The organism is Streptococcus sp. SV2, from assembly GCF_030440175.1.
GTDB lineage: Bacteria > Bacillota > Bacilli > Lactobacillales > Streptococcaceae > Streptococcus > Streptococcus raffinosi.
Map to the genome: position 1 here is coordinate 147,158 of NZ_JAQFJQ010000002.1, position 11,562 is coordinate 158,719.

The 11,562-nt window shown below is 39.1% G+C and carries 10 protein-coding genes; all 10 read right to left on the bottom strand.

What is annotated here, in order from left to right; translation table 11 throughout:
- Positions 1-231: 231 nt before the first annotated feature.
- Positions 232-2,094: a proline--tRNA ligase gene (locus tag PCY14_RS01940; protein ID WP_301363107.1), complete on the bottom strand. Its 1,863-nt coding sequence runs from the start codon at positions 2,092-2,094 to the stop codon at positions 232-234.
- A gap of 73 nt (positions 2,095-2,167) precedes the next feature.
- The gene (rseP, locus tag PCY14_RS01945) at positions 2,168-3,430 is read right to left on the bottom strand and encodes an RIP metalloprotease RseP (protein ID WP_008535749.1); all 1,263 of its coding nucleotides are present in this window, start codon (positions 3,428-3,430) and stop codon (positions 2,168-2,170) included.
- Between the two features lie 16 nt (positions 3,431-3,446).
- Positions 3,447-4,241, bottom strand: coding sequence for a phosphatidate cytidylyltransferase (locus PCY14_RS01950; protein ID WP_021144944.1), 795 nt, complete (start codon positions 4,239-4,241; stop codon positions 3,447-3,449).
- Positions 4,242-4,253: 12 nt separating this feature from the next.
- Positions 4,254-5,003, bottom strand: coding sequence for an isoprenyl transferase (locus PCY14_RS01955; protein WP_008535747.1), 750 nt, complete (start codon positions 5,001-5,003; stop codon positions 4,254-4,256).
- A 147-nt stretch (positions 5,004-5,150) separates the two neighbouring features.
- Positions 5,151-5,489: a preprotein translocase subunit YajC gene (locus PCY14_RS01960; protein ID WP_004183800.1), complete on the bottom strand. Its 339-nt coding sequence runs from the start codon at positions 5,487-5,489 to the stop codon at positions 5,151-5,153.
- Positions 5,490-5,614: 125 nt separating this feature from the next.
- Entirely contained in the window at positions 5,615-6,331 is a 717-nt protein-coding gene (locus PCY14_RS01965; RefSeq protein WP_021144941.1) for a YebC/PmpR family DNA-binding transcriptional regulator, read from the bottom strand.
- A gap of 160 nt (positions 6,332-6,491) precedes the next feature.
- The gene (locus PCY14_RS01970) at positions 6,492-8,069 is read right to left on the bottom strand and encodes an ABC transporter ATP-binding protein (RefSeq protein WP_021151376.1); all 1,578 of its coding nucleotides are present in this window, start codon (positions 8,067-8,069) and stop codon (positions 6,492-6,494) included.
- Between the two features lie 153 nt (positions 8,070-8,222).
- Positions 8,223-9,095: a helix-turn-helix domain-containing protein gene (locus PCY14_RS01975; RefSeq protein ID WP_021151375.1), complete on the bottom strand. Its 873-nt coding sequence runs from the start codon at positions 9,093-9,095 to the stop codon at positions 8,223-8,225.
- A gap of 191 nt (positions 9,096-9,286) precedes the next feature.
- Complete coding sequence (locus PCY14_RS01980; RefSeq protein ID WP_021151374.1) at positions 9,287-10,636, bottom strand: glucose-6-phosphate isomerase; 1,350 nt, start codon at positions 10,634-10,636, stop codon at positions 9,287-9,289.
- Between the two features lie 103 nt (positions 10,637-10,739).
- Positions 10,740-11,555: an endonuclease/exonuclease/phosphatase family protein gene (locus PCY14_RS01985; protein WP_013989985.1), complete on the bottom strand. Its 816-nt coding sequence runs from the start codon at positions 11,553-11,555 to the stop codon at positions 10,740-10,742.
- Positions 11,556-11,562: the final 7 nt, after the last annotated feature.

Genomic DNA, 11,562 nt, shown 5'->3' on the forward strand with positions numbered 1-11,562 from the left:
TGAAACACAAACGTCCTATCTAAAGAAACCAAAGTAATAAAAAGCTTTAAGATTTCCCAAATGGGTCGCTTTATTAAGCATGTGATGCCTCCGTAGTTAAGATAGTTTTAAGTTTACACTATTTAGACAATTCTGTCAAATTGGAATTTGTCTCCTTCTCCTTTCTTAACCATATTTACACTTAAGACAAAAAATCTCTTCCTGCTCCTGCAAGAAAAGATTTTTTAAAGATTAAAGCATTTGTTCTGTTGTCAAGATAGCGAGTGTTTCAATCAAGTTATCTGCGTTAACTTCAATAGTATCACCAGTTGCCTTAATTTTAACTTCAACAACACCTTCGCTGGCTTTTTTACCAACTGTCACACGGATTGGAAGTCCGATGAGGTCACTATCAGAGAACTTAGAACCGACACGTTCGTTACGATCATCTGTCAAGACATCATAACCTTCAGCCATAAGAGCAGCTTCCAAACGTTCTGTCAAGGCAGTTGCTTCCTCGTCTTTAGTGTTAACCGTAATCAAGTGAACATCATAAGGCGCCAATTCTTTAGGGAAATTAATACCCCAAGCATAACGGTATTGACCTTTTGGAGTCTTGTTAACAAAGAGACGTGCATGTTGCTCGATAACCGCTGATAAGATACGGCTAACACCGATACCGTAACATCCCATGATAATTGGAACTGCACGACCATTTTCGTCAAGAACATTAGCCCCCATACTTTCTGAGTAACGCGTACCAAGTTTGAAGATATGGCCGATTTCAATACCACGCGCAAACTTAAGAACTCCTTGACCGTCTGGAGAAATCTCACCTTCTTTGACTTCTCGAATATCCACGTATTCCGCCTTGAAGTCACGCTCTGGGTTAACTCCTGTCAAGTGGTAGCCATCTTCGTTAGCTCCAGCGACAGCATTAGCCACATCTTGAACCTTACGGTCGGCAATGATACGAATATCGTCAGGAAGGTTGACCGGACCAAGAGAACCAAAGTTAGCACCAAAGACTTGACGAGCCTCGTCTTCTGTAGCTGGTTCAAGGAAGTCCGCTGCAAGGAAGTTCTTCAACTTCACATCATTAACATGATCATTACCCACGAGGAGGGCCACTACAGGCTCATCATCCGCCACAAAGAGTAAGGTCTTGATAGTTTGTTCTTCTGGAACATTCAAGAAAGCAGCAACTTCATCAATTGACTTGCAATTTGGTGTTTCAACACGAGTCACTTCTTCTTGCGTCACAACCTTGGTCGCTGGTGTGTAGGCATTTGTTGCCATCTCAAGGTTAGCGGCATAGCTTGATTCTGTAGAGTAAGCAATCGTATCTTCACCTGATACCAACCATGATGTCAATTCATGCTTGATGTCTTCCATGACATCTTCTGGGATTTCATCTAATGAAGCGATTGACTTGTCAAGAACGACCCAACGATCAAGGTCTGTACGCTCAGGAGTAACCGCCATGAATTCTTGAGAATCCTTACCACCCATGGCACCACCGTCACCGATGATACCCTTAAATTCAAGACCAGCACGTGTGAAGATAGCCTCATAGGCCTTACGGTAGTCTTCATAAGTGACATCCAAATCTTCATAGTTTTGGTGGAAACTATAGCCATCTTTCATGATAAACTCACGTGTACGGAGAAGACCGTTACGTGGACGTTTTTCATCACGATATTTAGATTGGATTTGGTAGAGGTTAAGTGGCAATTGCTTGTATGATTTAACCGCATCACGAACCAAGGCTGTGAACGTTTCTTCATGAGTTGGACCTAAGATAAAGTCAGATTTATCACGGTTTTTCAATTTATACAGGTCTTCACCATAGGTTTCATAACGGCCTGATTCACGCCACAAATCTGCTGTCAAAAGCGCTGGCGCCAACATTTCAACCGCACCGATTTTTTCAAATTCCTCGCGCATGATCGCTTTGAATTTTTCAATAGCACGATTTGCTAATGGCATATAAGCGTAAATACCAGCAGAGACCTGACGCACGTAACCCGCACGTACCATAAGGGCATGACTGATAACTTGAGCATCACTTGGCATTTCACGAAGTGTTGGAATCAACATTTTACTTTGTTTCATCATTTACATACTAAGGAGCTGGCCCTTGGGTCAAGTCCCTTAGACTTCCTTTCATTTCCATTTTTGTTTCTAATTAAAAGAAAGCACGTATAATATCATTCCAAGTGACTGCAATCATGAGGACGACCATGACCGCAACACCTGCAAGTGTGATATAGCTTTCAATTTCTTGATTAAGGGGTTTACGACGAATGGCTTCAATAAGGTTCATGACAATTTTACCACCGTCAAGGGCTGGAATTGGAATAAGATTGAAAATTCCCAAGTTAATAGAGAGCATTCCCATAAGATTGAGAATATCAACCAACCCATTTTCAGAAGCTTGAGCAGACATCTGGAACATGGCAACAGGTCCACCGAGCTTGTTCAAACTAAAGTGGGTAATAAGGCCCTTCAGCGCCACAAGAATGGTTGTTGTCCCTTCCCAAGCCATTTGGAAACCACCAAAAATCTTATCTTTAAGACCTGTCTTTAAGGCAGGAGAGACACCCAAAAGATAGCTACCTTGGCTCTCCTTCGGTTTAATAGAAACTGTTTCTTCCTGACCACTACTTCTCTTAACTGTCACAGAAAGGCTGTCACCTTTGGAGAATTTTTGAGTATTACTTGTCAAAGCTGCTTTTAAACTATCCCAATCCGTAACCTTGTCCTTATTGATAGCCTCAATGGCATCTCCATTTTTCAAGCCTGCCACCTGAGCAGCACCACCATCTGCCACTTGAATACGGTTGGTTGATGTGTCGTGGACACCTCCTTGAACAAAGGCTAAGATAATAAAAACAAGCACTCCAAGAATGAAGTTATTCATAGGACCAGCAAAGTTGGTTATTAAACGTCCCCAAATGCTAGCATTTTGATATTGGACGTCCTTTGGAGCGATACGAAGTTCTGTACCATCTTCCTCAACAATAGTAGCATCATGGTCAACGTCATAAGTCTTGGTTTCATCTAGAACTAGACCAGTAATGGTCAACTTATCTTCTAAATCATAGGCAGTGACATTCATAGGCAAAGCCGTCTGGTCAACCTGACGATTAGAAAGATTAATACGCCTTACCTTACCATCAGTCCCAATCGTTAGACTGGCAGGGCTACCCGTCTTAATCTCAGTTGTATCTTCACCCCAACCAGCCATACGGACATAACCACCCAAGGGGAGGATACGAACAGTATAAACGGTACCATCCTTACCAGTGTGGGCAAAGATTTTCGGTCCCATTCCGATGGCAAATTCACGAACCAGAATGCCCGAGCGTTTGGCAAAGAAGAAATGACCAAATTCATGGAAGACGACAATTACACAGAAAATCAGTAAAAAAGTAATAATAGCTTTCATTTAGACACCACCACCCTTAAAAAAGTCCTAGGAAGTGCATAATTGGGAAAACGACAATCCAGCTATCACAACGGTCCAAAATACCACCGTGCCCAGGAATGAGATTTCCTGAGTCTTTAACGCCGAAATGACGTTTAATAGCTGATTCCACCAAATCACCAAATTGACCGAAAATACTAAAGAGAATCGTACAGATAAGCAACCAGAAGAAGTTGTGTGGAGCATAGACTCCATGGTTAATCAAACCAAAAACAAGTGCTACAATGATTGCTGATAAGATACCACCAACACTACCTTCAATGGTTTTGTTTGGTGATACTTTTGGCAATAACTTATTCTGACCAAATTGACGCCCAAAGAGGTAGGCTCCAATATCTGTCGCCCAAACAATGAAAAGCGCAAAAAGAACTTTTTCCCAACTATCCAAACGTGCCGCAATAAGATTTTGGAAACCGAAACCAACATAAAAGGCAGATGCGATCGGATAGGCTGCATCGTCAAAAGAATAGTGGTCGCTATTAAGGACAATCCCTGCTAAAATCAAAAAAGAAATAATAGCAAAGCCTGTCACACTGGCATTTGTCGGAAGACTGACAAAGTAATGGTCAATCGGCACTGCCAAAATAAAGGCTGCCAACATAGACAAAATACCTTCGATAGAGAAAATCTCCAAGTGCTTCATACGAAGCATCTCAGACACTGCAACCATGGCCATAGCCCCAACCAAAAGCTGGAAAGGAAGACCACCGATAAAGAGCAATGGGAGGAAAATGGCTGCTGCCACACCCCCACCAATTAAACGTTCTTGCATGAGAGGTCCTTTCTAGACACCACCGAAGCGACGGTGACGTTTATTGTAGTCAGAGATGGCTTGGCGTAGCCCTTTCTGGTCAAAATCTGGCCAGAAAACATCTGTGAAGTAGAACTCACTGTAGGCAGACTGCCAAGGTAAGAAATTACTTAGACGAAGCTCCCCACTCGTACGAATAATCAAATCCGGATCACGGTAGAGGTACGGCAACTTATCCGTCATCAAATGCTTTGCAATAAGATCTTCATCAATAGCCTCAGAACTAAGTTTACCTGCTTCAACTTCTTTAGCAATGGCTTGAACAGCAGACACAATCTCCGCACGGCCACCATAATTAAGCGCAAAGTTAAGAACCAGACCTGAATTATGTTTAGTCTGCTCAACCGCCTTTTCAAGAGCCTCCAAAGTTTCCTTAGGTAGACGACTATTATCCCCAATCGTCAAAATACGAACATTGTTTTTGTCTAATTCTGGTACATATTTGTTAAAAAATTCAACTGGCAAATTCATGATGAATTTTACTTCATCTTGTGGGCGTGACCAGTTCTCCGTTGAAAAGGCATAAACCGTCAACACCTTGACTCCAAGTTGTGACGCTTCGATGGTTACCTTTTGCAAAGCATCCATCCCAGCCTTATGACCCATCACACGTGGTTGCAGACGCTTTTTAGCCCAACGGCCGTTCCCATCCATAATAATACCAATATGGTTAGGAATCTTGTCTAGAACCTCTTGATGAGATTTTTTTCTAAATTTAAACATGGAATATCCTCTAAATATAGTTTACCCTTTATTTTACCATATTTTTAGGGGTTCTGAACAGTTTTTAACACTAGGGAGATTAGAAAACGTAAAAAGAGGCTGGAACAAAAGTCGCCAACCTCTGAATTGGAATTATAACTTCACAACTTACTTTTCATCAGAAGACTCAATGGCTGAATCTTCTTCAATGACAGTCTCTTCACTAGTTTCTGTTTTTTCTAAACTTGGTGCAGGCGTAATCACTTTCATGATTGAACGGCTCAAATCGAAGGTCAAGAAAACACCTTCAGCATCCAAAACGATACGATTATTTTCTTTATCAACCTCATCAACGATAGCAATTAAACCACCAATTGTTTCAACTTCAGCACCTTTAGCAAGACCTGAAAAGCGGTCTTCTTGAGCTTTTGCCTGACGACGACGGCTATAAGCGATGTAAGCAATAAATGCAATCACATAAATAGCAAGAATAGGTATTATTTTCATATTTCGTGTTCCTCCAATAATTCACTTGGCTACTACTATATCAGATTAAAGCAGGACAAGCAAGGCAAATCTTTAGACAAATCACATAAAAACACTTTCCATTCTGAGGAAAGTGTTTAATCACATTACAAGTCTGCTACGTTATGATAAACTTTTTGAACATCGTCATCTGCTTCAAGTGCATCAACGAGTCCTTCAAAGACCTCAAGGTCTTCACCTTCGAGAGTAACTTCAGATTGTGGAATCATTTCAAGTTCAGTGACTTGGAATTCCTCTTGACCATTAGCACGGAGAGCTTCCAAAGCTTTGTGAAGGTCTGTTGGTTCTGTGTAAACAGTAATTGTTCCATCTTCTGCTTCTACATCTTCAACGTCTACATCTGCTTCAAGCAACTGCTCAAAGATAGCGTCTGCATCTTCGCCAGCAAATACAATAACACCTTTTTTATCGAACATGTATGATACTGAACCTGAAGCACCCATGTTACCACCGTTTTTACCAAAGGCAGTACGTACATTGGCAGCTGTGCGGTTAACGTTTGAAGTCAAAGTATCTACGATGATCATAGAACCATTAGGCCCAAATCCTTCATAACGCCCCTCAACGAAAGTTTCATCTGTGTTACCTTTGGCTTTATCAATGGCCTTATCAATAACGTGTTTTGGCACTTGTGCTTGTTTAGCACGTTCCAAAACGAATTTCAAAGCTGAGTTTGATTCTGGATCTGGTTCACCTTGTTTAGCAGCTACATAGATTTCAACACCAAACTTAGCGTAAACCTTTGAGTTAGCACCATCTTTAGCAGTTTTCTTAGCAACGATATTAGCCCATTTACGTCCCATGGGATTCACCTCTTCTAAGAGATGTTCTGACATCTCTGATTTGTTTTTTTCTTTTTTGAAAATAGCAAAACACGCTAAATTCACAATCCCTTACATTATAGCACTTTGACTGCCGTTAGTAAAATTGAAATAAAGACGAACCACTTAGCTTACAAAACATCTACTCATCACTCTCTCCCAAACGAACAATCTTATCAAAATATAGTTCATTTCCCTTTATAAGATGGTGGGTAACCGTGATAAAAGTGATATCGGGATCACTTAATAATTGGTACTCAATACGAGTAGCATTATCATGGTCAAGATTTGCAGTAGCTTCATCAAAAATCACAACTGAACTTCCTTTTAAGAATGCTCTTATAAGACCTATTCTTTGTTTTTGTCCCTCCGAAAAGCTTCCATCATTTACTTGCTCATCTATACGACTTAGGAAAGATAAAAGATTAACTCTTTCAAGAGCTTCCTTGATGTGCGTATCAGTAATAGCATCATTCCAAAGAGTTAGATTATTCCTCAAGGTGTCATTATAAATATGGGTTTGACTCCCAACATAGGCACATGAAGACACGATTGAATTCTCATCAATCTCTTTTGACTCCAATTTTCCAAACAAGATTTTTCCTTCATAATCTTTAAGATTTCCTAGGAGCAAATTAATCAGGGTTGACTTCCCACTACCTGAGCATCCAGTAATAGCGTATTTACCTCCCTCTTTAAAGGTTTGAGTGAATCCCTTAATAATAGCATTTTCTCCAAAAGAATAACGCACATTCTCAAAATTAATATCCTGAAAAATAGGTAGGTCAGACTTTGAGACCGTAGGATAATCTTCGAATTTTCTTAAGATAGGTTCAACAGACTTAATGGTTACTTGTAGCTGATTAATAGTTGATAGAGAGTTAAATATGTTACCTGAAATCTGACCCACAGAAGCAATGGTACCTACAGCAATATTCCCAAAAATAATTAACAAACCGGTTAAGAGTAGTATCAACATCTGAGCGATGACTGAAAACAAGGACATCAGAGTCTCTGTACTAGTGCTCCTTTTTGTATAAATGATTTTCTGGGAAATATAGTCCTCAACAATAGATTTCACTTGTCTAAGAAAAATATGTTTACGACTGGCGTAATAAACATCTGCATATCCATATAACTGGTCACTTATTCCTGAGACAAGTTCCTCATTCGCTTTGGAAAATCTCTCCATTGCTTTCTGCATTTTAGTGGCAAATGGTTTAGGAAGATAAGTCAGGCACAAAGTTAATAAAATGACTAACAGAACAATCCTTACATCATAACTTAATAAGGCGATAATCGAAAATAAGGTAGTAAAAACCGTTGAACAAAGGATATAAATACTTGTAAAGCCGTTCGATTCAATCAATTGAATATCATTATTTAATACTGAGAGATGTTCTCCAATATCAATCTTTCTGAATTCACTAAAAGAATGATGAGTAATTTTACTAAGATAAGATTGCCGAATCACCAAAGACATCTTCTGAATTAATTTTGCCTGATGAACTGTGATAATATAATTCAAAACTAAATAAATAACGTAAAGTCCTACCTCCAGACCTAATAAGGCCAAAAAAGATTGGATTTGCTTTGATACCAGCTGATTAGTCATTAAAGCTAAAGTAACCGAAGCACTCACAAAAATAGCGGCATTCAGCGCTAACAGTAAGATATGAACTAAGTTTTCATACTTGTATTTAAGAATATGGGTTCTCATAGACTTCCTCACAATCTACATCACCTTAGTATATAGCTAGTTGGATAAATCGAAGACATTGGAATACCTTGTATCCATTGAAATTTAAAAACCATAGTGATGTTGTACTATGGTCTTAGTTTATCCTATTTTTTTGCTCATTCTATAAAATTGTCATATAGTGGAATTCAGCAACTCTTGATACTCCGCATCCTTCATAAGCAATAACTTTTCTGCACCTAAATTTCTAAGTGTTTCTAAACACCCCTCAATTAGATTTCTTCCTTCAGCAACTTCACCCGACTTTATCAAGTAGAACCCCATTACAAATATCAACTCATGTCTTTCATATAATAAAACCTCAGGAATTCCAATATCATTGACTAAATCTAAATAGTATTTCGCAGAATCTAATTCATCACGTCGTAAAAATTCATAAGCTGCATTAATGAGAAGACTAAGTCGAACTCTTTGATTTGAGTCGCTATTTCCAAAAAGGCTAGTTCTATACACTATCTCCTTGGTCAAAATATTAAGTGTCTGGGTGGAAATAAATGACATACTATTTCCGAATATGATTAACTCTCTTTTTCCCCATTGTTCAATGCTAAAAAGATAGTCTGTTAACTCCCTTATCTTATTTTCATCAACTTCTTTATTGGAAACACTTGCCGAAAAAGATTCTAGCATAATACTGTTATAGAGAAATGATTTTTCTTGTGTGAGCTCAAATTTATGACGCTCTTCTCCTGCATACTTCTGTAACAATAAAACATCGTTTTGATAATACGCCTTACTAGCATTTTCTAATAACTTTTCGGTATGAGTTGGATTATCTTGATATAAAATGCCATAGAACTCTTCAATACTGACATCCAACTTATCTAACAAAAGAAAAAATCTAGATAATGAGATATCAGATTCTCCACGTTCAAACTTGGATAGGAAAGATACTGATAAATAATCACTAGCAAGTTCTTTCAATGTTAAATTCTTTGATAAACGAATTTTTTTCAATAAAGCACCCATTTCCGTAGGTCCAATCATAATCCATCCTCCTATGATGAATTAATTATAGCAACAATCATCCCTAAATTAAAGAGTCATAAAACCCAACTAGCCGGTTCAAACATGTTTAAAACAAAAATCGTAAATTAACCTACAAGAAATAATTAATGGAGAGTTTTAGCCTACAAATGGATAAAAAAAGACCAGCCAAAGCTGATCTTATCTGATAATTACAAGCGAGCGTTAAGTTCTGCTCCAAGTTCTTCAAATCCTGGTTTTCCAAGAAGAGCAAACATGTTTTTCTTGTAAGCTTCTACACCTGGTTGGTTAAATGGATTAACAGCATTCAAGTATCCTGAAAGAGCAATCGCAATTTCAAAGAAGTAGATGATGTAACCCAATGTAAAGGCATCTTGTTCAGGGATAGTGATGAACATATTTGGCACGTCACCATCTGTGTGAGCAAGAAGAACACCGTCTGTTGCTTTTTTGTTAACAAAGTCAACATCTTTACCTTGGAGGTAACCAAGTCCATCAAGGTCTTCTTCCAATTCAGGAATAATCACGTTCTTACGTGGTTTTTCCACACGAACAACTGTCTCAAAGAGGTTACGTGTACCTTCTTGGATAAATTGTCCAAGAGAGTGCAAGTCTGTTGAGAAGTTTGCTGATGTTGGGTAGATACCTCTTTGGTCTTTACCTTCAGATTCACCAGCCAATTGTTTCCACCATTCTGAGAAGTATTGAAGTGATGGTTCGTAGTTAGCCAAGATTTCAGTTGTGTAACCTTTACGGTAAAGGATGTTACGAAGTGCAGCGTATTGGTAAGCTTCGTTTTCAGAGATTTTAGATGAAGAATACTCTTTACGTGCAGCGTTAGCACCTTCCATAAGGGCTTTGATATCAGCACCTGAAGCTGCGATTGGCAAGAGACCTACAGCTGTCAATACTGAGAAACGTCCACCGATGTCATCTGGAACAACGAAAGTTTCCCAACCATTAGCATCTGCTTCAACTTTAACTGCACCTTTTTGGCGGTCAGTTGTTGCGTAGATACGTTTGTTTGCTTCTTCTTGACCGTATTTCTTAACAAGGAGTTCCTTGAAAACACGGAAAGCGATAGCTGGTTCAGTTGTTGTACCTGATTTAGAGATAACGTTAACTGAGAAGTCTTTATCTTCAACATACTCAAGCAAGTCTGCAAGATATGTTGATGAAATTGAGTTACCAGCATAAACGATTTGTGGTGCTTTGCGTTCTTCTTTTGTTTGAAGGTTAGCAAAGTGATGGTTCAAGAAGTCAATGGCTGCTTTGGCACCAAGGTAAGAACCACCGATACCGATAACAACCAAAACATCGCTTTCTTCTTTGATTTTTTCAGCAGCCTTCAAAATACGATCAAATTCTTCACGATCGTAGTTTTCTGGAAGGTCACGCCATCCAAGGAAGTCTGCCCCTGGGCCAGTTCCTTTGCGAATCATTTCGTCTGCTACTGTTACTTGTGCTTGAAGGTTGTCCACTTCGTGTGGTGCTACAAATTTATCCAAAACTTTTGAATAATCAAATGTAATATGAGCCATTAGTCTCTCCTTATAAAAATTCAATTATAGCTTCTAGTTTACTCTTTTATTTGTCTTTTGACAATGTTTTTTACCCTTATTAGGTCATAATAGGATACAGTTTCTACTTAAATGTTAATTCTGCTTCAAGACCATAGTGGTCACTTACCAAAGGTTGGTTATTGCCATCAAAAATCACACTAAGGCGCTCTACTGTCCAATCTTGGCTAGCAAAAACATAATCGATACGTAAAGGCTCTTCATTGCCCTTCCAGCCATCGATACCTGGTCCAACTGTATAGCTACCAGTTGTTTCTTTGGCTACTTCAAAACTATCTTGAAGATTGAGCGAGCTAGCCAAAATGGCTTTATGCCCTTCGCGACCTGCTGGGTTATTAAAGTCACCTGCTAGAATGAGCGGTTTCCCAATAGCTTTGAAACGTTCTTCAATACGTGCCCACTCTTCTTGGAAACCTTTGTCCCACCATGAAAGGTGAACACTAGCAACAGCAACTTCTCGGCCATCTACAGTAGTTTCAGCAACTGCTACACGGCGTGTATGGTAGTCAGTTGGATCATCAACATCTGAAACCAAGATTTCACTCGCTGTCAATGGTTGACGTGACAAGACGGCAACCCCCTCATTAAGGTGATCATAACCAATGTGATTATAGGCCCAAGTCCAATGGTATTGAAGTCCTTCTTCAGCTAACTTTTCCACAAGAAGACGGACAAAGTGATCTTGGTGTATTGGTGTTGCTGATGGAAGTGCATGATAGTAAGCATCCGTGTCCACAACAGAAGTCTCTATTTCTTGGTTAACTTCCTGGAAGCAAATAATATCATACTTAGCCTTTAGGATCTGTTTCTTTAAGGTTTGGAATTTTCCTTCTGCATCTTCTTCCATCCAACTGTGAGTATTTAAAGTTAGAAATTTCATAAGTTTA

What these genes read in the sequence shown, in the direction of transcription:
- PCY14_RS01940 (WP_301363107.1), bottom strand. Translation starts at nt 2,094, where the DNA reads ATGAAACAAAGTAAAATGTTGATTCCAACACTTCGTGAAATGCCAAGT.
- rseP (WP_008535749.1), bottom strand. Translation starts at nt 3,430, where the DNA reads ATGAAAGCTATTATTACTTTTTTACTGATTTTCTGTGTAATTGTCGTC.
- PCY14_RS01950 (WP_021144944.1), bottom strand. Translation starts at nt 4,241, where the DNA reads ATGCAAGAACGTTTAATTGGTGGGGGTGTGGCAGCAGCCATTTTCCTC.
- PCY14_RS01955 (WP_008535747.1), bottom strand. Translation starts at nt 5,003, where the DNA reads ATGTTTAAATTTAGAAAAAAATCTCATCAAGAGGTTCTAGACAAGATT.
- PCY14_RS01960 (WP_004183800.1), bottom strand. Translation starts at nt 5,489, where the DNA reads ATGAAAATAATACCTATTCTTGCTATTTATGTGATTGCATTTATTGCT.
- PCY14_RS01965 (WP_021144941.1), bottom strand. Translation starts at nt 6,331, where the DNA reads ATGGGACGTAAATGGGCTAATATCGTTGCTAAGAAAACTGCTAAAGAT.
- PCY14_RS01970 (WP_021151376.1), bottom strand. Translation starts at nt 8,069, where the DNA reads ATGAGAACCCATATTCTTAAATACAAGTATGAAAACTTAGTTCATATC.
- PCY14_RS01975 (WP_021151375.1), bottom strand. Translation starts at nt 9,095, where the DNA reads ATGATTGGACCTACGGAAATGGGTGCTTTATTGAAAAAAATTCGTTTA.
- PCY14_RS01980 (WP_021151374.1), bottom strand. Translation starts at nt 10,636, where the DNA reads ATGGCTCATATTACATTTGATTATTCAAAAGTTTTGGATAAATTTGTA.
- PCY14_RS01985 (WP_013989985.1), bottom strand. Translation starts at nt 11,555, where the DNA reads ATGAAATTTCTAACTTTAAATACTCACAGTTGGATGGAAGAAGATGCA.